Source organism: Patiriisocius sp. Uisw_017, assembly GCF_047731265.1.
Taxonomy (GTDB): Bacteria; Bacteroidota; Bacteroidia; order Flavobacteriales; family Flavobacteriaceae; genus Patiriisocius.
Map to the genome: position 1 here is coordinate 2197652 of NZ_CP159835.1, position 24849 is coordinate 2222500.

Consider the following 24849-nt stretch of genomic DNA (forward strand, 5'->3'; position numbering starts at 1 on the left):
TATTATTTGACTAATTTCAATTGATATTTTACGTAACTTCTAGTTAATAAACCAAATTTTTCATAATCTGGAACACGAATCCTTGTGTTTTTTATTTCGAGTGCTGGTGTTTTTTTTAGTTTTGTTAGTAATCTTCGATAGTAACGATATGCCATAAATACTCCAAATTTAGCATCAGTAGGCAAAAGAAGTATTCCTTCATATCCCCTTGCAAAATCTTCTTCAATTTCGGCTATGATTTTTGATTTTGCATTTTCGTCAAGCGCTTTAAGATTTGTATTTGGAAAATAGGTTCTGCTCAACCCATCAAAATCTTCTTTTAAGTCTCTCAGGAAATTAACTTTCTGAAATGCAGATCCTAGTGCCATTGCCGAGCCTTTTAATTCTTCATATTTATCCAGATCTCCATTTACAAAAACTTTTAAACACATTAGGCCAACGACATCTGCAGAACCATAAATATATTCTTTGTATTCTTCATTTGTCTCATAAGTAGATTTAATAAGGTCTAATCTCATGCTTTTCATGAAAGCATTAATCAACTCAAGATCTATATCATATTTTATAACGGTTTCCTGAAATGAATTTAAGATAGGGTTTAAACTAATCCTCTCGGTAAGTGCTAGATGAAGATTTTCTTCAAATCGATTAAACAATGTTTTTTTATCATACGCATGAAATGAATCTACAATTTCATCTGCTAATCTAACAAAACCATAGAGGTTGTAAATATCTTGTCGTATGGCAGGTGCAAGCATTTTAGTTGCTAACGAAAATGAAGTGCTGTATGAAGTAGTTACTTCCTTACTGCAGGCATGAGATACTATGTCAAAAAGTTCTTTCACTATATGCTATCTTTTTTAATGAGTCCAGCAACTAGTTTTCCCGATATTAATGCTGGCGGAACTCCTGGTCCTGGAACACTAAGTTGGCCAGTAAAAAATAAATTTTTCACCTTTTTGCTTTTTAATTTTGGTCTTAAGAATGCTGTTTGTAATAATGTATTTGCAAGACCGTATGCGTTTCCTTTATAGGAATTGTAATCTTCAACAAAATCATTTACACAAAAAGACTTTTTAAATATAACATGATTTTTTACTTTTTGGCTAGTTAAATCTTCGAAGCGGGTCATAATTTTTTCATAATATTTATCTCTGAGGGCTTCGGTATCATCTAATCCTGGGGCAATAGGAACTAAAAAAAAGCCAGTTTCACAAGCTTCTGGAGCTAAATCAGGTTGTGTAATAGACGTAAAATTAGCATAAAACAAGGGACTTGTAGGCCACTTTGGGGTATCATAAATTTCATTTGCATGTTGTTCGAAATCTACATCAAAAAATAAGGTATGGTGTGTGACATTCTTTATTTTTTTGTCGAAACCGATATAAAAAAGCAACGAAGATGGGGCAAAAGTTTTTTTATTCCAATAGTCCTCGCTGTATTGTCTGAGGTTTTTGGGTAATAATGTTTCTGTATGGTGATAATCTGCACCACTTAACACTACATCTGCTTTACTTACTTTCTCATTTATTTTTACACCTACCGCTTTAGTTCCTTCTAAAACTATTTCTTCTATATTTTGATTAGTATAAACCTTAACGCCTAAACTTTCTGCTAAGGATTGCATTCCTTTAATCACACTAAACATTCCACCGTAGGGCTGAAAGGTCCCCAAACCAAAATCTGCATAATTCATGAAGCTGTAAAAGGAAGGTGTTTTTGAAGGCTTTGCACCTAAAAATAAAACCGGAAATTCTAAAATAGAAATAAGTCTAGGATTGTTGAAATCTTTCCTCACATCCTTGCTAATGGTACTAAAAAATTGACCTATTCTTTTTGCTGTTTCTAGAGTTACAAGTTCTAGGGGAGAAACGCCGGGTCGATATACCAAGTCCTTTATGGCAATGTTATAATTATCTTGCGCTATAGCAATAAATTTTTTTAATTTTTTTGAGCTTCCTGGTTCTTCTTTCTCAAAAGCCGCACAAATTTTATCTAGCGTGTCTTCTATGGTAATAAAGTCGTTTTTGCCGAAGTAAACCGTATAGGCAGGTTGAAGTTTTTCAAGTCGATAATAGTCTGAAGCGTTTTTTCCGAAATCATTAAAAAAACGTTCGAATACATCTGGCATCCAATACCAAGAGGGCCCCATATCAAAAGTAAACCCCTCTACTTTAAACTGTCTAGCCCTTCCTCCAACAATTTCATTTTTTTCATAAACGGTTACTTGGTTGCCTTCTTTAGCAAGATAGCAAGCCGCTGCAAGGGATGAAAACCCAGAACCTATAATAGCGATTGATTTTGTCATTTTGTTTAACAAATGTATATTTTATTTAAACAAGGTACTAGTTAAATGTTTGCAAATTATAAGGTGGTAATCTTTTCAATGTTCGCGAGGAAATCATTGATAGAATGTATGAATGTAATGTTCTTAGGAATGGATTTTTGTTTTATTAAACCGCCTTTGTTTCCTAAAATCCAAAAATTAAAACTCTTCTCGCTACAGATGATTTCATTAAATTTTTCCAAATAAGGTTCTAAATCGTTCACTTCAGGATAGATTGTAAAATAAGAGACAAAGACAATATTCTCGTGTTGTTTCGCAAGTCTATCCAAAATATTTAACGAAATGTGTTGACCTAGATAAATAGTTTTGAAGCCAGATTTTTCTAACTCATAATTAGCATATAATAAACCAATATCGTGAATTTCGTTTTCTGGTAAATAAAGACAGAATAATGCTTTGTTAGATTTTTTACTTGAAGGTTTCCATTGGTTTTCAATGTGAACAATCATTTTTCTTTTAATCAATTCTGATATAAAACGCTCGTGCGAAGGGTCTATAGAGTTTGTGTGCCATAGGACGCCTAATTCATTTAGAAAGGGCACGAATATTGAAAAAAATATGTCTTTGAATTTTCTCTTTTCGACTAAAGTATTGTAAATATGATTAAAGTGGTCGCTATCAAAATTTAACATTGCTGTTTTCAAACTATTGATCGCAAATGATTCTTTGTTAATGCTTTTTAAATCGAGCGCCATAGTTTGAATTTGATTTTCATCAAAGCTGGCTATTTTAGATATCTTTACTCCTTCATTATACAGGAGCGTCACGTTGAGTAATTTTTTAAGACCGGTAAGGTTATACTTTCTTATGTTTGTGTCTGTTCTTTCAGGAGATAACAAAGCATACCTCTTTTCCCAAATTCGTATCGTGTGCGCTTTCACACCACTTAAATTTTCTAAATCTTTTATGCTAAAATGTGTTTTAACACTCATTTATTAATATTTTAAAATACATGGAATTTACAAAATAAATATCACGTGAGATTGCTTAGTAAGAATAAAAAAGGGTATTTTCTATTTGAAGACGCATTCGTTTAGGTATTATTTATTATTAGATCACCATCTTTTTTTGTTTAACTTGCTGCTATAAAGGGTTACACAAAATTATTGTACAGAACTTAATGTATTTATAACCATGTTTTTTGGGACTTTGAACGTATTCAAAACGAATGTTTTCAAAAACGATCTTAAACACTTCTTATTGTTAAGGTACAATTAGAGAAATATCCGTCAAATTGCGCCAAGGATTTGGCTTTTAAATATTTGTTAACGCCTTGGCTAATCATTTTTTTCTAAAGATAAACCGCCAAATACCGTTTATACAAGCACTTTATTAAATAAAGCGTTTCTTTGAATTTGTACCCGGAATGGGACTTGAACCCACACGCAGCTAGTGCACACGGCCCTCAACCGTGCCTGTCTACCAATTTCAGCACCCGGGTATGAAATAGTAATAATAGAAAAAGCCAGATGTATTTAATATCTGGCTTTTATAGTGACCAGTCTGGGGCTCGAACCCAGGACCACCTCCTTAAAAGGGAGGTGCTCTACCAACTGAGCTAACTGGTCAAAATTTAATATCAATTTCTAATTTAGAAAATGTAATTAAAGGCTAAGGCAATATGTGTTACGTTAGCGGCTGCAAATATAATATCATTATATTTATTTGTCAAAGCATTTTAAATTAAATTTGAACTTTATTTTAAAGCCAGCAGGTTAATTTGATTTGCAGGAATTAATATGTTTTTAAAACTACTAAAAATGAGGTGTTTAGCGTGATTTGTGTCCCGTTTAAAACAATGCACCCTAATCAAACACTAAATTTATTTCAATGAATATTATACTTTTAGGCTATATGGGTAGTGGTAAATCTAGCGTGGCAAAACAGCTTTCCATTAAAATTGAGAAAACCTATCTTGATTTAGATGCTGAAATTGAGAAAATCGAAAAAAATACGATTTCAGAAATATTTGAACAAAAGGGGGAAATCTATTTCAGGAAAAAGGAATTTGAAGTTCTTAAGCATATAATTGCAACAAAAAAATATTTTGTATTGTCACTTGGCGGTGGAACTCCTTGCTATAGTGACGTTATGGATTTCTTGAAAGAACAGGAGCACTGTATTACCATCTATTTAGATACGAACAATATCGTTTTGACCCATCGTTTATTTAAAGAGAAAGAACAACGCCCTTTGATATCTCATTTAGAAACTAAAGAGTTGCTGAATGAGTTTATAAGAAAACATCTTTTTGAACGAGCACATTACTATAATCAAGCAGCTATTAAAATCAAGGTGGAGGAAAAAACGGTTGATGAAATACTCGAGGAAATACTACTGCAACTATTCTAGTATCGCACGATCATTTCCTTTTTCAAAAACGACTGCGATATTTTCATTAAGAGAGGTAGAGAGTGAAATGCCCTTATAATCTGCTTTTATAGGGTATTTTTTATGATTCCTGTCAACTAGTACGGCAGTTTTAAATTGTTTAAGAGGTGCCTCTAAAAAATGTTTTACGCCATAAATAAGGGTAGTTCCAGAATGAAGAACGTCATCTACAAGAACAAGTGATTTGTCTTTGTAATCATTTTTGTTTAGAGATGTGGTTATAGGTTGCAAGGGATCTTTCTTATTGATACCTACCTTGCAAAGCGTCACTTTGATGGGAGAAATGGTTTCAATGATTCTTTTTAAGCGTTTACTGAGGATATAGCCATTTTCCCAGATCCCAGCAATAATGATTTCTTCTTCATTCACATTTGCCTCATATATCTGGTAAGAAATGCGCTTAAGCTTGTGAGCAATTTGCGTTTTGTCAAGTATTATTGTTTGTGATGTTGGCATAAATAGTTCTATTGTGTTCAAAAGTAATCAAAAGCCTCTTATTCTTCCTCGGTATCTTTATAAGAATCAATTTGTCTTCGATCCTTTTTTGTAGGGCGTCCTACTCCTTTTTTTCGATAATAGCTTTTAGAATATTTTAATAAATCGTTCGCTTCAAAAGCTTCTTTTGGGGTGGTGTCTTTACGATACATGTCAACCAGTTTTGCGCCAAGTCTGCTTTTTGGAAGATCTAAAACTTTTAGCGTGTAGCTAATTTGATTCTTCCGTACTGTAACATTGTCTCCTGGATATACGTCTCTTGATGGCTTAACGGGTGCGTCATTAACGCGCACTGCACCTTTCTTGCAAGCTTGTGTGGCAATGTTTCTTGTTTTATAGTATCTAATGCACCACAAATATTTGTCAACCCTCATGTGTTATTGCTTAAAATGTAAGTAAAAAATTTAAACAAAAATAACTGAAAATCGTATCTTGCGCACTAAAATAATCTATTGTGAAAAATTTTAACTATTTACCTTCAGTAATATTTATGACTTTCCTTTTATTAGGTGCTTGTAATGATGATGACGGTGCTGTTGATCCAAATTTTATCGAGGCTCGTGATAGAGCTGTTGAACTAATAGACAGCACCAATGAGGTGGAAGAATACTTAAACACACATTTTTATAACTACGAAGAGTTTGCTGCTCCGCCTGAAAACTTTGATTTTAAAATTAAGTTTGACACCCTTGCTGGAGATAACAGTGATAAAACTCGTTTGATGGATCAAGTAGATTTTAAAATGGTTCAAGACCGTGTTAATAGTGAGGTTCAATATAAATTATATTTCCTTAAAGTGATAGAGGGGAATGGAGATAAGCCTAGTTTTCCAGATATTGCTAGAATAAACTATGAAGGTATTTATATTAGCGACGAGCCCGGCCAAGTATTAAATAAGTTGTTTGATAGCTCGGTAGTGCCCATTCAATTTGATCTGACACAAATCGTAAATGGTTTACAAGATGCTTTGATCGAATTTAAGTCAGCTACTAGTTTTATAACAAATCCGGACGGTACGGTCGTATATGAAGATTTTGGCGTTGGAGCAGTTTTTATGCAAAGTGGTTTAGGATATTATGTAAATCCACCACCAGGTTCTTCAGTTCCAATTCCAGTGTATGCCCAGTTAATTTTTTCTTTTCAATTATTTGAAACTGAAGTAGGAGATCAAGATGGTGACGGGATTCCTTCTGTTATGGAAGATTTAAACGGAAATGGATTAGAAGAAGATGATAACACAGATGGTGATACATTCCCAAATTTTGCAGACGCTGATGACGATGGTGATGGAAGGCCTACTGAAGATGAAATTGAAGTAGATAGCGAAGGAAATATCACTTTTCCAGATACAGATAATGATGGTATTGTTGATTATCTAGATGCAGATAGTTAATTGTATTCTAAAATAAACGCATAAAAAAAGTGGTCTTATGTAGAACACTTTTTTTATGAATAGCACTTAATTTCCAAGGGTTTAATGCCATGAGCATCTGCCTTGTTTGTTTTGATTTTTGAGGCCTATCGTACAAACTGGTTGATGGCTTCTTTTTTTCTGATTTTACTCTGTCGTTTGCTTGCGTCGTCTTATTTATTTCCTAACACGCTTATATTATTTTCGGTCAATAACTTTTTTTGCAGCTTTTACAATTGCAGCAGCATTTAAACCGTATTTTTCCATAAGCTGTTCTGGTGTACCAGATTCTCCAAAAGTATCTTGAGTTGCAACAAATTCTTGCGGTGCTGGATGTTGCTGAGATAAAACACGAGCAACACTTTCGCCAAGACCTCCTAAATAGTTATGTTCTTCAGCAGTTACTACACAGCCAGTCTTTTTAACACTATCAACAATTGCTTTTGCATCCAGTGGTTTGATTGTATGAATGTTGATTACAGCGGCACTTATTCCATCTTCATTCAATGTTTTTGCTGCCTCTAAAGCTTCCCAGACTAAATGGCCAGTGGCTACTATAGTTACATCAACACCCTCTTGTAAATTAACGGCCTTGCCTATTTCAAAAGTTCCATTTTCGGCTGTGAAATTAGCAACTTTTGGACGGCCAAATCTTAAATAAACTGGGCCCTTGTGTTTCGCTATAGCGATGGTAGCGGCTTTAGTTTGATTGTAATCACAGGTGTTGATAACAGTCATTCCTGGCAGCATCTTCATTAAGCCAATATCTTCAAGAATTTGATGTGTTGCGCCATCTTCTCCCAATGTAATCCCAGCGTGAGAGGCACAAACTTTTACGTTTTTACCACTATAAGCAATACTTTGACGAATTTGATCATAAACACGACCTGTGGAAAAATTTGCGAAGGTACCTGTAAAAGGTATTTTTCCTCCAATAGTCATTCCTGCAGCCATTCCCATCATATTTGCTTCAGCAATACCCACTTGAAAAAATCGCTCAGGATGGTTTGCTTTAAATTCATCCATTTTTAATGATCCTGTAAGGTCGGCGCACAATGCTACCACGTTCTCATTGGATTTTCCTAGCTCAGTAAGTCCAGCGCCAAAGCCAGATCGTGTATCTTTTTTTCCTGTGTCTTTATATTCTTTCATAATATGTGCTCCTAAAACCCCTTTATGTAAGGGCCTTGTGATTTAAAGTGTAAGTTGTTTTTTTAATTCCTCCATAAGAGGATAAAAGAGAAATTAATAATCCCCTAAAGTTTCAGCATTTTGCGCAAGGGCCATTTCTAGTTGTTCATCATTTGGTGCCTTGCCGTGCCAAGCATGTGTATGCATCATAAAGTCAACACCATTACCCATAATAGTATGAAGTAAAACGCAGATGGGTTGTCCATTGCCAGATTGTTCTTTTGCTTTCTTAAGTCCATCAATAATGCTGGTAAGGTTGTTTCCTTGTGCAATAGAAATCACATCCCAACCAAATGCTTCAAACTTCGCTTTTATATTGCCCATTGGTAGCACATTATCTGTTGAACCATCAATTTGTTGACCGTTAAGATCTATACTCACAATAAGGTTGTCTACTTTATTACCTGCAGCATACATAATTGCTTCCCAATTTTGACCTTCTTGCAATTCGCCATCGCCGCAAAGTGCATAAACAAGATGGGAATCTCCATTTAATTTTTTAGCTTCTGCAGCACCAATCGCTACAGATATTCCCTGTCCTAAAGATCCAGAGGCTATTCTTATTCCTGGTAACCCTTCGTGTGTGGTAGGATGCCCTTGCAATCTTGAATTGAGTAGTCTAAAAGTGCTTAGCTCTTCCACCGGGAAATACCCAGATCTTGCTAAAACACTATAGAATACTGGAGAAATATGACCGTTGGATAAGAAAAATAAATCCTCGTCTTTTCCATTCATGTCAAATATTTCTTTTCTGTTCATCACCTCTTGGTACAATGCGACAAAAAATTCTGTACATCCTAGTGATCCGCCTGGATGCCCTGAGTTAACTTTGTGAACTTGTCTTACAATATCCCTTCGCACTTGTGTAACGAGGTTTTCTAATTCTTGTAGTGTAGCCATGTTTTAAATTAAAATTTCTGGTCAAAAATAAGGGATGCATGTCGCCATTCAAAAATTACTTTAGGTATGTTATTAACTAATTTTGAAGTTTGTTAACAGGAACCCTAATCTAAGTAAAGTGTAACATTCTCATAAAGGTATCGTTCTTAATGAGAGTAAGAGGATTTTGTAATCGCTGTAAATTTGTACTTTAATACGCCTTTTAACTCCCCAAACTAATATATGAAATACAAACTGATACTTTTTAGCCTGATTATATGTTTACTTTCCTTAGGGACTTTATCATTCTATGGCATTACACATAATCAAGATTCTAATAAATTATTTGACACGGCATCGAGCGAAACTTGGACTGTAGCATATTATTTTAATGACGCTACTGATAATACATTGTTTCTGAAAGACTATTCCTTTAATTTTAGCGGCGATGGCGTAACGATTGCAACAACAGATAGTTCGAAATTTACCGGAGATTGGTTCACATCAGAGAAAAACAAAGGCTCTTATATATACGATGAGGACTTTGCTGGAATTTCAGAAGATCAATTTGTAATGGCTTTTAATAATACAAACAACCCTTTAATTGATGGTCTCTCTAAAAAATGGAATGTTATTTCATTTTCAAAAAATAAAATTGAATTAGTAGCCTTACTTAACAAAACAAAAGGGGTTGATTTTTTAACTTTTTACCGAAACGAAAAAATGTAGGAGTATATTTTTTTTAAATGCTATTTATATAATTTTCGGTTTGTAATAAACTTTGCTTTCAGGATGAACTTTTGAAGGCTTTTTTTATGCAAACTATCGCCCCTAATATATAAGCGAAAAAGTATCTTTGCACGGCAAGAGAAAACCTATGGATTTTAAATTACACGCTACAGATGCTCAAGGGCAAGCAAGAGCAGGAACAATAACGTTGGATCATGGCACGATCGAAACCCCGATTTTTATGCCCGTAGGCACAGTGGGTAGTGTTAAAGGGGTGCATCAACGAGAATTACGAGAGGAAATAAATCCAGACGTCATTTTAGGGAATACCTATCATTTGTACTTGCGCCCAGGAACCTCAATTCTTGAAAAAGCGGGAGGACTCCATAAGTTTATGAATTGGGACCGCAATATTTTAACAGATAGCGGAGGATACCAGGTGTATTCTCTTTCGGATAACCGAAAAATTAAAGAAGAAGGAGTAAAGTTTAAGTCTCATATTGATGGAAGCTACCACGTGTTCACTCCAGAAAATGTGATGGAAATACAAAGAACCATTGGTGCAGACATCATTATGGCATTTGATGAATGTACGCCCTATCCATGTGATTATAACTATGCCAAACGATCTATGCATATGACGCACCGTTGGCTGGAAAGATGTTTAACGCATTTAGATAAGACTCCCCTGAAATATGATTACAATCAAACATTTTTCCCAATTGTCCAAGGGAGTACCTATAAAGATTTAAGGAAACAAAGCGCAGAATATATTGCGGGTGTGGGGGCTGAAGGGAATGCCATAGGTGGCCTCTCTGTAGGAGAGCCTGCCGAAGAAATGTATGCAATGACCGAAGTTGTTACTGCGATTTTACCCAAAGACAAACCACGTTATTTAATGGGGGTAGGAACTCCAATTAATTTACTGGAAAATATTGCCTTGGGAATAGACATGTTTGATTGCGTAATGCCAACCAGAAATGGTAGAAACGGAATGCTATTTACTGCCCACGGTACCATCAATATTAAAAACAAGAAATGGGAAGCAGATTTTTCTGCTATCGATCATATGGCAATCACTTGGGTTGACACGGAATATAGCAAAGCATATCTTCGGCATTTATTTACGGTAAACGAAATGCTTGGACGTCAAATCGCGACCATTCACAATCTCGGTTTTTATTTATGGTTGGTTCGCGAGTCAAGAAAACATATCTTAGCGGGAGATTTCACGAGGTGGAAGAATATGATGGTAAAGCAAATGGATAAAAGATTGTAACCGAATAATAAAAGCGGAAATTTGAAAAACGAAATCGGAAACGAATTAAAAAAAAATCAGTTTAATTCATAATTAGTTTTTTAAATTTCACTCACAACTCACAACTCACAACTCACAACTCACAACTCACAACTCACAACTCACAACTCACATTGCTCAGCATTCTCGATAAATACATTTTAAAACGATACTTAGGCACTTTTTTGCTGTTGTTGCTGCTTTTTATACCTATTGGGATTACCGTAAATCTTGCTGAAAAGATTGACAAGATCTTAGCAAATGAGGTTCCTTTTATTGAAGTTGTTAAATACTATTTAGACTTCACGGTTTACTTTGCCAACCTTCTATTTCCGTTATTTTTATTTCTTTCAGTAATCTGGTTTACCTCTAAATTAGCAAATAACACAGAGATTATTGCCTTTTTGAGTAGTGGGGTTTCGTATTATAGATTCTTGCGACCCTATATGATAGGGGCAACCTTGGTTTGTATTGGAGCATTTTTCTTAGGAATGTATATAGCACCAAGTGCCAGTAAAGGTTTTAATGACTTTACCTACGAGTATCTTAAAAAGGGAAAAAAAGCTTACGAAAACACCAATGTATACCGTCAAATTAATGAGAATGATTACCTGTATGTTAGTTATTTTAATGTAAACGAAAAATCAGGAACCAACTTTACATTAGAACATTTTGAAGGTCAGAAAATGACCTACAAATTGTCTGCCAATCGCATTAAATTCAATGATATAGACAGCACGTATTCGTTAAACACCTATACGAAAAGGATTATTGGAGAAGATGGAGATATTATTGAACGAAAAGCACAATTAGATACTATCTTTAATTTTGAATTGGATGATCTAACTCCTGTAAAATATATTGCGGAAACACTCAATTTACCCGAACTCAATAAATTTATAGCAAGAGAAAAGGAAAAAGGATCTAACCTTATAAATAGATACGAGGTAGTGCGTTACAAGCGATGGAGTTTGCCAGTTTCGGCATATATTTTAACCATTATTGCGGTAGCAGTATCCTCCGTAAAACGCCGTGGTGGGATGGGCGTTAACTTGGCGATTGGAATTGCGATAGGGATGGTTTTTATTTTCTTTGATAAAATCTTTGGAACGCTTGCTGAACAAAGCGATTTTTCTCCTTTTATTGCAACTTGGGCACCAAATATTGTATTTGCTATCTTGGCAATTTATCTCTTGAGAAATGCAAAACGCTAAGCTCTTAAATTATCTACATTTACACTTTATAGTTTTCATTTGGGGCTTTACGGCCGTATTAGGCGCACTTATATCTATTGATGCACTACCGCTTGTTTGGTTTAGGATGTTGATTGCAACAGGGCTAATTTTGATTTGGATAAGCTATAAGAAAAAGTCATTGCGATTTACTCCAAAGACATTAGCAGCCTTTTTTATTGGCGGACTTATAATAGCGCTGCACTGGCTCGCCTTTTTTGGAGCGATTAAGGTTGCAAATGTTTCGGTAACCTTGGCTATAATGTCAACAGGTGCTTTTTTTACTTCATTTTTAGAACCGCTATTTTACAAAAGGAAAATTATAGGGTACGAGGTATTGTTTGGTTTGATTGTTATCGCGGGCTTATACATTATATTTAGGGTAGAAGGCGATTATTTCAACGGAATGATCTTAGCGCTTTGCTCCTCATTTTTAGGAGCTTTGTTTTCGGTTATCAACGGAAAATTTGCAGTTAAGTACGATGCTTCAGCCATATCGTTTTATGAATTAGGATTTGGGGTGTTATGTATTTCAGTATACTTATTATTCACAGGTAGCTTTTCAGCAGAATTCTTTCAGCTATCTACAAAAGATTGGATCTATCTTTTCATTTTAGCTTCAGCTTGTACTGCCTATGCCTTTATTGCATCGGTACACGTTATGAAGTGGATTAGCCCGTATACAGTGATGTTGACCATAAATATGGAGCCTGTTTACGGTATTATTCTAGCCTTATTAATTTTGGGTGATGCCGAGAATATGAGTAGTCAATTTTATTATGGAGCAGCCTTAATCATTGCCACTGTAGTTGCTAACGGTATTATTAAGAACCGAATTATTAGAAAAAAAACGAGCAATAATGGCTAGCTCAAAACAAAGTTTTATCTTTGCGGAACACACCTAAACTAACCCATTCAAACAACCGTATGGAATATCTTGATTTTGAATTGCCTATTAAAGAATTGCAAGAGCAATATGAAAAGGCTTGCGCTATTGGAGAAGAGAGCGATGTAGATGTAACCAAGACCTGTAAGCAAATTGAAAAAAAGTTAATAGAGACTAAAAAAGACATCTATAAAAACTTAACGCCGTGGCAACGCGTGCAACTTTCAAGACACCCCAATAGGCCATATACAATGGATTATATCAATGCAATTTGTGGAGATAGCTTTTTAGAATTGCACGGTGACCGAAACTTTAAGGACGACAAAGCTATGGTAGGTGGTCTAGGAAAAATTGGAGATCAGAGCTATATGTTTATTGGTCAACAAAAAGGATTCAATACAAAAACTAGACAATACCGAAACTTTGGTATGGCTAATCCAGAAGGATATCGCAAAGCATTGCGATTAATGAAAAGTGCTGAAAAGTTTGGAGTGCCGGTAGTTACTTTAATTGATACTCCTGGTGCATTCCCAGGAATAGAAGCAGAAGAACGTGGACAAGGAGAAGCTATTGCCAGAAACATTCTTGAAATGACTCGCCTTAAAGTGCCTATTATTGTTGTTATTATAGGAGAAGGTGCCAGCGGTGGAGCTTTAGGAATTGGTGTTGGAGACAAAGTATTGATGTTAGAAAATACTTGGTATTCAGTTATTTCTCCAGAGAGTTGTTCTTCTATTTTATGGCGCAGTTGGGAGTTTAAAGAGCAAGCTGCAGAAGCTTTGAAATTAACAGCTATCGATATGAAAAAGCAAAAACTCATTGATGTTATCGTTAAAGAACCAGTGGGTGGAGCACACGCAAATCCAGAGGAAACATTTACTATTGTTGCAAGTGCAATTAAGAAAGAATATGAAGCTTTAAAAGACTTATCACCAGAAAATTTAGTAACACAACGTATGGATAAATATTCTGAAATGGGAGTCTTTAAAGGCTAATTTCGGAGATAACAATACATTGGAAAATCTGAAAGTTTTCTTTCAGCCTTTTTTTATGGTTATTAACAGCTTATCTTTAGTTTTCAACAATGACATGTAGATATTCATCGTTCTATAAAAGTTGTTATCTCTTAACAATTTCTTTACATTCGCTTTATGGAAAAAGTGCAACCTAAAACCTCATATTCAAATCGTCCTTCTCAAATAATAAATTTGGAAAAGGGGAAATTACCGCCACAAGCAGTTGATTTAGAAGAGGTTGTTCTAGGGGCGATGATGATCGATAAAAAGGGAGTTGATGAGGTTATCGATATTCTAAGCGTTGATGCATTTTACAAAGACGCACATCAACACATTTTTGATGCTATTAATGTATTGTTCCACGAAAGCCAGCCTATTGACTTATTAACCGTTTCGGCGCAGCTTAAAAAGGCTAAAGCTTTGGAGCTAGCAGGAGGTGAATTTTACTTGATTTCACTTACTCAAAAAGTGTCATCATCCGCACATATAGAATTCCACGCAAGAATCATTTTACAGAAGTTTATACAACGTAGTCTCATAAAAATTTCAACCGAAATTATTGAGGATTCCTATGATGAATCTACAGATGTTTTTGATTTACTGGACACTGCAGAAAGTAAACTATATGATGTTACACAAGGAAACCTAAAACGTTCTAGTGAAACGGCAATGGATCTGGTGAGTCAAGCTAAGAAAAGAATTCAAGATATAGCCAATAAGGACGGACTATCGGGAATACCTTCTGGTTTTACAGAGGTTGATAAATTAACCTCAGGATGGCAGCCGAGTGATTTGGTAATTATTGCAGCAAGACCAGGTATGGGTAAAACAGCACTCACTTTGTCGATGGCAAGGAACATGGCGGTGGAGCACAATATACCTGTGGCATTTTTCTCTTGCGAAATGTCTTCAGTACAGCTAATTACGCGTTTGATTTCTTCAGAAACAGGCTTGTCTTCAGAAAAATTAAGAACAGGGAATTTAGAACAACACGAATGGGAACAGCTCAATGTAAAAGTAAAAGGACTTGAAAAAGCACCTTTGTTTATTGATGATACACCTTCTCTTTCTATTTTTGATTTACGTGCAAAAGCCAGAAGATTAGCTTCTCAGCACGGGATCAAAATTATAATGATTGATTACCTGCAATTAATGACGGCAGGAAATAATAAAGGTGGGGGAAACAGAGAACAAGAAATCTCGACAATTTCTAGAAACTTAAAGGCATTGGCAAAGGAACTTAATATTCCAGTAATTGCTTTATCCCAGTTATCGAGAGCTGTAGAAACTCGTGGAGGAAGTAAAAGACCATTATTGAGTGACCTTCGTGAATCTGGCGCCATAGAGCAGGATGCAGATATCGTTTCTTTTATTTACCGGCCAGAATACTATAAAATTGATGAGTGGGATGATGATGAACATTCTCCAACTGAAGGTCAAGGTGAATTCATCGTGGCAAAACACCGGAACGGAGGGCTAGATGAAATCCGTCTTAGATTTGTAGGGCATCTTGGTAAATTTGAGAACCTTGAAACGTTTCCTTTTACCAATGAAATTGCTTCGAGTATGAATGCCGCTGCAAACGATGACACTTTTAAAACACCAAACTTCCCTTCGGCAGATCAAGCTTTTGGGAGTTCATTGAATACTGATCCTGGTGAGGATGAAGTGCCCTTTTAAGTTATTTGATTCGGCTAAATTGCGGATTACTCTTTTTATAATATCATTTGTCTAAAAGCTATAACATTGGCTTAAATTTTGTCAGTATATTTACACTATGACAAGATTATTTACAGCACTTTTATTCTTATTATTTTCAGTTCCATCTTTCGCATCCTATATCTTAATCCCTATGGATCTTGAGGGACAAAAAGAACATTTAAAGGCATACGGAATAACCTATTGGATGCTCGAAAAGGATGTTAAAGTAAAATGGTTATTAAACTATAGGGGAGGCTCGTTCTTACTTCCAGACGCCGAAGATATTCGCAAAGAATGCCAGATTAGAGGAGTTTCTTTCGAGATCTTAAGCGACTCCAAAACAGAACAAATTCTTTTAGATATTTCTAGCCCTTCCCAAAATATGGAAGCAGTAGTACTAGAGAAAGCACCAAAAATTGCCGTGTACTCTCCAAACGGGAACCAACCTTGGGATGATGCAGTAACCATGGTTTTGACCTATGCAGAAATTCCTTACACTATTGTTTATGATGAAGAGGTGCTAAGGGACGAGTTATTGTTGTTTGATTGGTTGCACCTACATCACGAGGATTTTACAGGACAATATGGTAAATTTTATAGAGCCTATCGCTCTGCGCCTTGGTATATTGAAGAAAAGAGAAAGTCTGAGGCGTTAGCGAGTAAGTTGGGTTATGACAAAGTCTCTGAAGAAAAGCTAGACGTTGCCTTAAAGATTAGAGATTATGTAGTAGGTGGTGGTTTTATGTTCGCTATGTGCAGTGCTACTGATAGTTTTGATATTGCATTAGCTGCGGAAGGGGTTGATATTTGTGAACCTATGTTTGATGGCGATCCAAGTGAAGCAAATTATCAAAATAAGATAAATGATAAAAGAACATTTGCTTTCAAGGATTTTTTACTAGAACGCAACCCAATGGTCTATGAGTTCTCGTCAATAGATATGACGACTAAGCGCAAAATAAAAAAGGAGACAGATTACTTTTCTTTAATGGACTATTCTGCAAAATGGGATCCAATTCCTTGCATGTTAGTCCAAAACCATACTTCATTAGTAAAAGGGTTTATGGGGCAAACAACTAGCTATGCTCGAAATACTATAAAAAGTACTGTACTCGTACTAGGAGAACATAAATCTAGTGGAGAAGCACGCTATATCCACGGAATTAAAGGTAAAGGTTTCTTTACTTTTTATGGAGGTCACGACCCTGAAGACTATCAACATAGAGTAGGGGATGCTAAAACTGAATTGGCACTCCACCCTAAATCACCAGGATACCGTCTGATATTAAATAATGTTTTGTTCCCCGCAGCAAAGAAGAAAAAGCAGAAGACCTAAATCAAATTTACCAGGTTGAAATTTTTATTTTTTATTTAAAATTATATTTCTTAGCAGTTAAGATCCTATATTTATTTTAAATATGGGAAGTAGACAACTCAAGAAATACCTAACAAAATTCTGGCATTCATTTATATTTTGGGCAATTGCGATGTCCTTGTTTGGAATGTTCAGGTTCGTTGGTATTTTGAGTCAGGAAGGAATTTAAATTCGACCTGGATATGAAAATTCACTTGATCCAGACCAAGTACTTCCTTTGTTTATTTTAACAGGTACCTTAATAGGTATTGTGTTCGCCATCATTGAGATTTTCTTTAACCAATATTCTTCAAAGAGAACCCCATTAGATCATTTTGTTGCGGTTATCGCTGCTCCTAATGTTATTATAGAGCTTTCTGGTTATTTTTATGGACTTAAATTAAATAATGACCGAGGTTGGTGGCGTAGCGACAAAGTTTTTTTTGTTTTTATTTTATATATAATTTTGGCTTCATTCATTTTTTTTGGTTTATTAAAATCGCGAATGAAAAGTTTGGAAAGGGAGTTTTCTTAAAGATGTTACTAGGTAGATACAAAGATCCGAAAGTGGAAAAAAGAATTTTTATGTTCTTAGATTTAAAATCATCGATCAGCAATTCAGAAACCTTAGGACACTACAAATATAGTAAGCTCATTCAAGACTGTTTTTATGATATTAATGATGTTGTTCCTAAATATGACGCTGAAATATACCAGTACGTAGGAGATGAAGCTGTTTTGAGTTGGCCTTATAAAAAAGGATTGGCAAACAAAAACTGTGTAGCCTTATTCTTTGATTTTCAGCACACGCTCGAGTTAAGACCTGACTATTATGAAAGCAAGTATGGTTTGAAGCCGGAGTTTAAAGCTGGCCTTCACGAAGGAAAACTAATGGTAGCGGAAGTTCGAGTTGTCAAAAAAGAGTTGGCCTTTCAAGGAGATGTAATCAATACTTCTGCGAGAATACAGGCAGAATGTAATACGCATAATGTGGGAATATTGATTTCTGAAAGATTGAAAATTGATTTAAACTTGAACGAAAGATATACTGCCAGTGCATTAGGAAGTGTTCTGTTAAAAGGTAAATTAACCGAAATACAAATTTTTTATTTCAGAATAATCAAGTCCAAAAATAAAAGCACATTAAAAGAAATTCGAAGAAGGAATTAAGAGAAATAAAGCGACCTATAGAAAGTGTTATAAATGATTTATATTTAATCACTAAGGTTCTAAAAAAATAGCTCCTAACAAAGTAAAATTTACGCTACAATAAAAAATAGAAGATACAATGTATTGATCAATATTTAAAATAACCCAGACTAACAACATCAAAAAAATGAATACCAAAAAATTACTTTTAGCAGGAATGGCATTAGCTACATTAACAGCGTGTGGTATTTATGTCCGAATTGGGGATTTAAATGGAATTGCAATAAGAATTTAGACGACAGTGAAGAATATGTGCTAATCGAAAGAGAAGTTGAAGCAATTGCAAAGTCTTCAAGTGATGCTCTCGAAAAAGCCGTTGATAATTTGACAAAAGAACATCAAAGCGAGTTTTTAAGAAATGCTAAAATTTATGAAAAATGCAACGGAAAGAAAATAAAAGTGACTGCAGATGTTTGGGGGACTCAGAATGCTAATGTAAATATTACAACAACCGCTAATGTTAAAGTCGAATTAAACGCTGGAGACAAAGTGATTTTCTATAAAAAGGGCAAAATCGTTGATGGGAAGATTATTGGATTAAACGCCGATTTTGTAATTGTCGAATATGGAAAGAGAAACAAAAGAATGTAATTGAAATATGATGACACAACGAACAATGATTAAATAACGATGACAATATGGGACACAGCAGTTAAAAATATGTGGCAACCCTGACAAAAATATAGTCAAATCCAAAATAAAAGACAGCTAAACAATCCTCAAGAAATGTAAAAAAAAAAACACCAAGCTTGAGGATTTGTTTGAGTATACAAATGGACTTTATTAAACAGAGATCGAGAGCCTTAAACTAAGCACGATTCTCGGAATAATACTTTCATAAAAGCTATACGTTTTATCTTACCAGCTCAATTTCCATAAACTAAAGGAAGTATTTTGAGATTGTTATTTTTTTAAATTTTAATCTTGTTGATTCTGAGTTCAACTAATAAGTGGATTTTGTTATTAAAAACCTTTGATTCACTCCAACGCTAATCAACAAAGGATCTAACAGTTTAGCAGAAATAATGTTTTCTATTACTCCCAAAATAGACATTATTAAATTGAAAGCCAGAGTCAAGGAAAACCGCCCTCGACCAAATCACTAGGAAAAAACAAGCTTAAAAAAAACCTCGACCAAATTGATCGAGGTTTTAAATGTGAAATAATAAGGTTTATATATATCTTATTTTACTTTCTTAACAACTGCTTCAAAAGCTTCAGGATGATTCATTGCAAGATCTGCAAGAACTTTACGGTTCAATTCGATTCCAGCTTTTTTCATTCCTCCCATAAACTGAGAGTAAGACATTCCGTATTGACGAGCTCCTGCGTTTATACGTGTAATCCACAATGCTCTAAATGTTCTTTTCTTGTTTCTACGGTCACGGTATGAGTAAGACATGGCTTTGTCTACTGCATTCTTTGCAACGGTCCAAACGTTTTTTCTTCTACCAAAGTATCCTTTGGCTTGTTTCATTACTTTTTTTCTGCGTGCTCTTTTGGCAACGCTGTTTACTGATCTTGGCATAATTTAATTGTTTTTTGTAGTAGGCGGTCTTGTTAATTTGATGACTCTTTATTTCAGAAATAAACAATCGACAATCGTCAATCGCAAATCAATGAAGCCTATCTCCAGGGTTATAAAATTGTTTAACCGTGAACTCAATTACTTCAAACGAAGCATTTGTTTCACATTACTTGTATCTGCTTCATGAACTAAACCGTCATGAGTTAATTTAAGCTTACGTTTTTTACTTTTCTTAGTTAAGATGTGGCTTTTAAACGCGTGCTTTCTTTTGATCTTACCAGTACCTGTTAGCTTAAATCGCTTTTTAGCACTAGACTTTGTCTTTTGTTTTGGCATTACTTTTTGTTTATTATTATTTCACATGTTCCGCAAAGCGGAATATTTTTAAAGCAAAAGCAAAATACAGCTAACTGCATGACGCCATCACTACTTTTTACTTTTTCTTAGGAGCGATGAACATGATCATTCGCTTTCCTTCTAGTTTAGGCATTTGTTCTACTTTTCCTAGGTCTTCAAGTTCTTGAGCGAGTTTTAATAATAAAATCTCACCTTGATCTTTATAGATAATAGAACGACCTTTAAAAAATACATACGCTTTTAGTTTAGCACCATCTTTAAGGAACTTTTCAGCGTGTTTCTTTTTAAATTCATAATCATGCTCATCTGTATTAGGGCCAAACCTAATTTCTTTGATGATTACTTTTGTCGCCTTAGACTTCATTGCCTTTTCGCGCTTTTTTTGCTCGTAGACAAATTTCTTATAATCCATCACCTTACAAACCGGTGGTTTTGCATTTGGTGATATTTCAACGAGATCAAATTCTTGCTCCTCAGCAATCTCGAGTGCTTTCCTTGTTGGATAGACTCCTATTTCAACATTGTCACCTACAAGACGTACTTCTTCAGCACGAATTTTACGGTTAATTCTGTGTTGATCTTCTTTGATGATTCGAGCAGGTCCTCTGCTTCTTTTTCTTCGTATTGCTATGGCGTATAATATTTATTTCCTCAAATAGAGGTGGTTACTAATTTTCAATTTAATGTGCACCGAATTCTTTAATTTCCTCTTTTACGGCATCATTTATCATTTTTGCAAATGCTTCAACGGTCATTGTTCCTTTATCTCCTTCACCGTGCTTCCTAACAGATATTGTGCCGTCATTTGCTTCTTGTTCCCCTAAAATCAACATGTACGGGTACTTATTCATTTCAGCTTCACGTATTTTCTTGCCTATAGTCTCATTTCTGTTGTCGACAAGGGCGCGAATTTCGTGATTTTCAAGCAAATCTAAAACTTTTTGAGCGTATTTCTCATATTTTTCGCTCAATGATAGTATAGCAACTTGTTCAGGCATTAGCCAAAGCGGGAAATTTCCACCTGTATGCTCTAGTAAAATGGCAATGAATCGTTCCATGCTACCGAAGGGTGCACGATGAATCATTACAGGTCTATGTAATTCATTATCACTACCTTTATACGTGAGTTCAAAACGCTCAGGTAACTGGTAATCTACTTGAATAGTACCAAGCTGCCAATTTCTTCCAAGAGCATCCTTTACCATAAAATCTAATTTTGGTCCGTAAAAGGCGGCCTCTCCAGATTCAATTACATAGTCAAGGTCTTTGTCTTTGACGGCACTTAGTATTGCGGCTTCTGCTTTTTCCCAAGTTTCTATATTACCAATGTATTTTTCTGGCTTACTCAAGTCTCTTATTGAAACTTGTGTTGTGAAATTCTCAAATCCTAATGAACCAAAGACATACAATACTAAGTCGATTACGTTTTTAAATTCAGCATCCAATTGATCAGGAGTGCAAAAGATATGGGCATCGTCTTGTGTAAAGCCTCTCACTCTTGTGAGGCCGTGTAATTCTCCGCTTTGTTCGTAACGATATACGGTTCCAAATTCGGCAAAACGTTTCGGTAAATCTTTATATGACCAAGGACTGTCATTGTATATCTCGCAGTGATGTGGACAATTCATAGGTTTTAACATAAACTCTTCACCTTCGTTAGGAGTTTTGATTACTTGGAAACTATCTTCACCATATTTTGCAAAGTGCCCAGATGTCACATACAGCTCTTTACTTGCTATATGTGGAGTAATCACCATTTCATAACCTGCTTTTTTCTGAGCTTTTTTCAAGAAATTCTCAAGACGCTCGCGCAATGCAGCTCCTTTGGGGAGCCATAAAGGAAGACCTTGGCCCACTTTCTGGGAGAATGTGTATAGCTGTAGCTCCTTTCCCAGTTTTCTATGATCACGTTTTTTAGCTTCCTCTAATAGGGTTAGGTATTCTGTTAACTCTTTTTGTTTAGGGAAGGTTATACCATAAATACGCGTTAACTGCTTGTTTTTTTCATCACCACGCCAATAAGCACCAGCGATACTCATTAATTTAATGGCTTTAATAATGCCAGTATTAGGAATATGTCCTCCACGGCATAGATCTGTAAAAGTATCATGGTCACAAAATGTTATTGTGCCGTCTTCTAAGTTTTCAATGAGTTCAACTTTATACTCATTGTTTTGGTTTTTGTAGTATGCTAATGCATCTTCTTTGGACATTGAACGAATTGAGAACTCGTGCTTTCCTCTTGCAATCTCCAACATTTTCTTCTCTACAGCTGCTAAGTCTTTTTCTGCGAATGATCTTTCACCAAAGTCCACATCGTAATAAAACCCATTGTCAATAGCTGGGCCTATAGTTAACTTTATTCCTGGATGCAGTTGTTCAAGTGCTTGAGCCAAAAGGTGAGCAGAAGAATGCCAAAAGGCTTTTTTCCCTTCCTTATTAGACCAAGTGAACAATATTAAAGAACCATCTTGATGAAGTGGTGTGCTTGCTTCAATAGTTTCTCCATTATAGGAAGCGGAAATTACATTACGAGCAAATCCCTCGCTGATACTTCTTGCCACATCCATTGGACTGGTCCCAGTTTCCATATTTTTTACACTACCATCGGGTAAAGTAATCGCTATCATAATTAAAAAAAATTTAAGGTGTAAAGATACACTGTTTTATAAACTGGTAAATAACAATGGTAGGTTTCTATGATGGCTTACTTTCTTTGGTTGCTTTCAATGCTATTATTTCATTGGCTTTGACTTTAAATTGATTGTGATTAATACGATTTGTTTTAAATCTAATGTTTGGTTTTATTGTGGGGTATTTGTTGCAAATTAGACCTGTTTAAGTCTAAAACAATACTTATGAGCTAGTTAGCTAAAACTTGGATTTTATAGTGTAACTGTATAGGTATAACTTTATTTCAAATAAGAGATTTTTTTGTAATATAATGTGAAACAGTCACTTAAAAAAAAGACTAAAAAAAAGTAAAAAAAAGTTCATTTTTTGTTTGGTGCATAGATTTAAACAGTAGTATATTTGCAGCCGCTAAGAAAACGAAACGTATTTGTTTTTAGCTTTAAAATAAAGTTCTTAAATTTTTTTGAAATATTTTTCTTTTATAGTTGTGAGATTGTAAAAACGGTTTTACATTTGCAGCCGCTAAGAAAAGTAGTTCATTTAAAAGAGTTGATTTGGTAATTAATAATAGCGGTTCGATTCCGTTACAGCGACAAATTTAGTTATTCATAATTTAAGTTATGTTCCGGCTAATCCCTATATGGGGGAGTTCATTGAGATATTGAAATTGACAGCGTATTTGACATTGTAATTTATTACAATTGTTTTATACAAATTAAACTAAACTAAGTTGAGAACCTGAGAATTTTTTTTGAGAGGGCTTTTAGTTGTTATAAATTTTATTTAAGATTATACAATGAAGAGTTTGATCCTGGCTCAGGATGAACGCTAGCGGCAGGCTTAACACATGCAAGTCGAGGGGTAACAGAGGTGCTTGCACTTGCTGACGACCGGCGCACGGGTGCGTAACGCGTATACAATCTACCTTGTACTATTGGATAGCCCAGAGAAATTTGGATTAATACAATATAGTATCATATTACGGCATCGTATTTATGATTAAAGGTTACGGTACAAGATGAGTATGCGTCCTATTAGTTAGTTGGTAAGGTAACGGCTTACCAAGACATCGATAGGTAGGGGCCCTGAGAGGGGGATCCCCCACACTGGTACTGAGACACGGACCAGACTCCTACGGGAGGCAGCAGTGAGGAATATTGGACAATGGAGGAGACTCTGATCCAGCCATGCCGCGTGCAGGAAGACTGCCCTATGGGTTGTAAACTGCTTTTATACAGGAAGAAACACTCCCTCGTGAGGGAGCTTGACGGTACTGTAAGAATAAGGACCGGCTAACTCCGTGCCAGCAGCCGCGGTAATACGGAGGGTCCGAGCGTTATCCGGAATTATTGGGTTTAAAGGGTCCGTAGGCGGGTAGCTAAGTCAGTGGTGAAAGTTTGCAGCTCAACTGTAAAATTGCCATTGAAACTGGTTGTCTTGAATTAATGTGAAGTGGTTAGAATAAGTAGTGTAGCGGTGAAATGCATAGATATTACTTAGAATACCAATTGCGAAGGCAGATCACTAACATTATATTGACGCTGATGGACGAAAGCGTGGGGAGCGAACAGGATTAGATACCCTGGTAGTCCACGCCGTAAACGATGGATACTAGCTGTTCGGAATTTATTCTGAGTGGCTAAGCGAAAGTGATAAGTATCCCACCTGGGGAGTACGTTCGCAAGAATGAAACTCAAAGGAATTGACGGGGGCCCGCACAAGCGGTGGAGCATGTGGTTTAATTCGATGATACGCGAGGAACCTTACCAGGGCTTAAATGTAGTCTGACAGGAGTGGAAACACTTTTTTCTTCGGACAGATTACAAGGTGCTGCATGGTTGTCGTCAGCTCGTGCCGTGAGGTGTCAGGTTAAGTCCTATAACGAGCGCAACCCCTGTTGTTAGTTGCCAGCGAGTAATGTCGGGAACTCTAACAAGACTGCCGGTGCAAACCGCGAGGAAGGTGGGGATGACGTCAAATCATCACGGCCCTTACGTCCTGGGCCACACACGTGCTACAATGGTAGGTACAGAGAGCAGCCACTGGGTGACCAGGAGCGAATCTTCAAAACCTATCTCAGTTCGGATCGGAGTCTGCAACTCGACTCCGTGAAGCTGGAATCGCTAGTAATCGGATATCGGCCATGATCCGGTGAATACGTTCCCGGGCCTTGTACACACCGCCCGTCAAGC

General features: G+C 35.7%; 23 protein-coding genes, 2 tRNA genes and 1 rRNA gene (1 of these 26 running past the window's edge). 13 read left to right on the top strand and 13 right to left on the bottom strand.

Annotated features, from left to right (window positions below):
- Window positions 1-2: 2 nt before the first annotated feature.
- The 5 genes from ABXT67_RS10125 to ABXT67_RS10145 all read right to left on the bottom strand — a co-directional run bounded on the left by ABXT67_RS10125 (window position 3) and on the right by ABXT67_RS10145 (window position 3915).
- Complete coding sequence (locus tag ABXT67_RS10125; protein ID WP_415373890.1) at window positions 3-845, bottom strand: phytoene/squalene synthase family protein; 843 nt, start codon at window positions 843-845, stop codon at window positions 3-5.
- Window positions 845-2308 (bottom strand): phytoene desaturase family protein, encoded by a 1464-nt coding sequence (locus ABXT67_RS10130; protein ID WP_415373891.1) that lies wholly within the window; start codon window positions 2306-2308, stop codon window positions 845-847. Before ABXT67_RS10130 ends, ABXT67_RS10125 begins: the two co-directional genes overlap by 1 nt.
- A gap of 56 nt (window positions 2309-2364) precedes the next feature.
- Window positions 2365-3279: a MerR family transcriptional regulator gene (locus ABXT67_RS10135; protein ID WP_415373892.1), complete on the bottom strand. Its 915-nt coding sequence runs from the start codon at window positions 3277-3279 to the stop codon at window positions 2365-2367.
- Window positions 3280-3705: 426 nt separating this feature from the next.
- A tRNA-Leu gene (locus tag ABXT67_RS10140) sits at window positions 3706-3788 on the bottom strand.
- Window positions 3789-3842: 54 nt separating this feature from the next.
- Window positions 3843-3915 (bottom strand) — tRNA-Lys (locus tag ABXT67_RS10145).
- A gap of 262 nt (window positions 3916-4177) precedes the next feature.
- Here ABXT67_RS10145 and ABXT67_RS10150 point away from each other — a divergent pair.
- Window positions 4178-4699, top strand: coding sequence for a shikimate kinase (locus ABXT67_RS10150; RefSeq protein WP_415373893.1), 522 nt, complete (start codon window positions 4178-4180; stop codon window positions 4697-4699).
- On the opposite strand, the gene ABXT67_RS10155 is transcribed toward ABXT67_RS10150, so the two are convergent.
- Together ABXT67_RS10155 and ABXT67_RS10160 are read right to left on the bottom strand one after the other, a co-directional pair.
- The gene (locus tag ABXT67_RS10155) at window positions 4691-5194 is read right to left on the bottom strand and encodes a phosphoribosyltransferase family protein (RefSeq protein WP_415373894.1); all 504 of its coding nucleotides are present in this window, start codon (window positions 5192-5194) and stop codon (window positions 4691-4693) included. The genes ABXT67_RS10150 and ABXT67_RS10155 overlap by 9 nt on opposite strands.
- A 38-nt stretch (window positions 5195-5232) precedes the next feature.
- Window positions 5233-5607: an RNA-binding S4 domain-containing protein gene (locus ABXT67_RS10160; RefSeq protein WP_415373895.1), complete on the bottom strand. Its 375-nt coding sequence runs from the start codon at window positions 5605-5607 to the stop codon at window positions 5233-5235.
- Window positions 5608-5687: 80 nt separating this feature from the next.
- Between ABXT67_RS10160 and ABXT67_RS10165 the strand changes: the two genes are divergently transcribed.
- The gene (locus ABXT67_RS10165; RefSeq protein ID WP_415373896.1) at window positions 5688-6626 is read left to right on the top strand and encodes an FKBP-type peptidyl-prolyl cis-trans isomerase; all 939 of its coding nucleotides are present in this window, start codon (window positions 5688-5690) and stop codon (window positions 6624-6626) included.
- Window positions 6627-6842: 216 nt separating this feature from the next.
- Here ABXT67_RS10165 and ABXT67_RS10170 read toward each other — a convergent pair whose 3' ends face one another.
- Window positions 6843-7796 (bottom strand): transketolase family protein, encoded by a 954-nt coding sequence (locus ABXT67_RS10170; protein WP_415373897.1) that lies wholly within the window; start codon window positions 7794-7796, stop codon window positions 6843-6845.
- Window positions 7797-7889: 93 nt separating this feature from the next.
- Window positions 7890-8735, bottom strand: coding sequence for a transketolase (locus ABXT67_RS10175; protein WP_415373898.1), 846 nt, complete (start codon window positions 8733-8735; stop codon window positions 7890-7892).
- Between the two features lie 222 nt (window positions 8736-8957).
- On the opposite strand from ABXT67_RS10175, the gene ABXT67_RS10180 reads away from it, so the two are divergent.
- From ABXT67_RS10180 to ABXT67_RS10225, 10 genes are all read left to right on the top strand, one after another.
- Window positions 8958-9443, top strand: a complete 486-nt coding sequence (locus ABXT67_RS10180) for a hypothetical protein (protein WP_415373899.1) — start codon at window positions 8958-8960, stop codon at window positions 9441-9443.
- Between the two features lie 148 nt (window positions 9444-9591).
- Entirely contained in the window at window positions 9592-10722 is a 1131-nt protein-coding gene (tgt, locus tag ABXT67_RS10185) for a tRNA guanosine(34) transglycosylase Tgt (RefSeq protein WP_415373900.1), read from the top strand.
- Between the two features lie 152 nt (window positions 10723-10874).
- Entirely contained in the window at window positions 10875-11954 is a 1080-nt protein-coding gene (locus ABXT67_RS10190; protein WP_415373901.1) for an LptF/LptG family permease, read from the top strand.
- Entirely contained in the window at window positions 11941-12840 is a 900-nt protein-coding gene (locus ABXT67_RS10195) for a DMT family transporter (protein ID WP_415373902.1), read from the top strand. The genes ABXT67_RS10190 and ABXT67_RS10195 overlap by 14 nt, the downstream gene beginning before the upstream one ends.
- A 59-nt stretch (window positions 12841-12899) precedes the next feature.
- Window positions 12900-13853, top strand: coding sequence for an acetyl-CoA carboxylase carboxyltransferase subunit alpha (locus ABXT67_RS10200; protein ID WP_415373903.1), 954 nt, complete (start codon window positions 12900-12902; stop codon window positions 13851-13853).
- Between the two features lie 156 nt (window positions 13854-14009).
- A complete protein-coding gene (dnaB, locus tag ABXT67_RS10205; RefSeq protein WP_415373904.1) occupies window positions 14010-15554 on the top strand; it encodes a replicative DNA helicase in 1545 nt (514 codons plus the stop codon).
- A gap of 97 nt (window positions 15555-15651) precedes the next feature.
- Complete coding sequence (locus ABXT67_RS10210) at window positions 15652-16911, top strand: asparagine synthetase B (RefSeq protein WP_415373905.1); 1260 nt, start codon at window positions 15652-15654, stop codon at window positions 16909-16911.
- A gap of 256 nt (window positions 16912-17167) precedes the next feature.
- Window positions 17168-17464 (top strand): hypothetical protein, encoded by a 297-nt coding sequence (locus ABXT67_RS10215; protein WP_415373906.1) that lies wholly within the window; start codon window positions 17168-17170, stop codon window positions 17462-17464.
- Window positions 17465-17496: 32 nt separating this feature from the next.
- On the top strand, window positions 17497-18099 hold the full coding sequence (locus tag ABXT67_RS10220; RefSeq protein ID WP_415373907.1) for an adenylate/guanylate cyclase domain-containing protein: 603 nt from the start codon (window positions 17497-17499) through the stop codon (window positions 18097-18099).
- Window positions 18100-18318: 219 nt separating this feature from the next.
- Window positions 18319-18729 (top strand): hypothetical protein, encoded by a 411-nt coding sequence (locus tag ABXT67_RS10225; protein WP_415373908.1) that lies wholly within the window; start codon window positions 18319-18321, stop codon window positions 18727-18729.
- Window positions 18730-19321: 592 nt separating this feature from the next.
- Here the strand turns inward: ABXT67_RS10225 and rplT are convergent.
- From rplT to thrS, 4 genes are all read right to left on the bottom strand, one after another.
- Entirely contained in the window at window positions 19322-19666 is a 345-nt protein-coding gene (gene rplT, locus ABXT67_RS10230) for a 50S ribosomal protein L20 (protein WP_415373909.1), read from the bottom strand.
- Window positions 19667-19804: 138 nt separating this feature from the next.
- On the bottom strand, window positions 19805-20002 hold the full coding sequence (gene rpmI / locus ABXT67_RS10235) for a 50S ribosomal protein L35 (RefSeq protein WP_293764284.1): 198 nt from the start codon (window positions 20000-20002) through the stop codon (window positions 19805-19807).
- Window positions 20003-20099: 97 nt separating this feature from the next.
- Window positions 20100-20612 (bottom strand): translation initiation factor IF-3, encoded by a 513-nt coding sequence (infC, locus tag ABXT67_RS10240; RefSeq protein ID WP_415376982.1) that lies wholly within the window; start codon window positions 20610-20612, stop codon window positions 20100-20102.
- A gap of 91 nt (window positions 20613-20703) precedes the next feature.
- The gene (thrS, locus tag ABXT67_RS10245) at window positions 20704-22653 is read right to left on the bottom strand and encodes a threonine--tRNA ligase (protein ID WP_415373910.1); all 1950 of its coding nucleotides are present in this window, start codon (window positions 22651-22653) and stop codon (window positions 20704-20706) included.
- A gap of 797 nt (window positions 22654-23450) precedes the next feature.
- Between thrS and ABXT67_RS10250 the strand changes: the two genes are divergently transcribed.
- Window positions 23451-24849 (top strand): 16S ribosomal RNA (locus ABXT67_RS10250) (it continues 122 nt past the right edge of the window).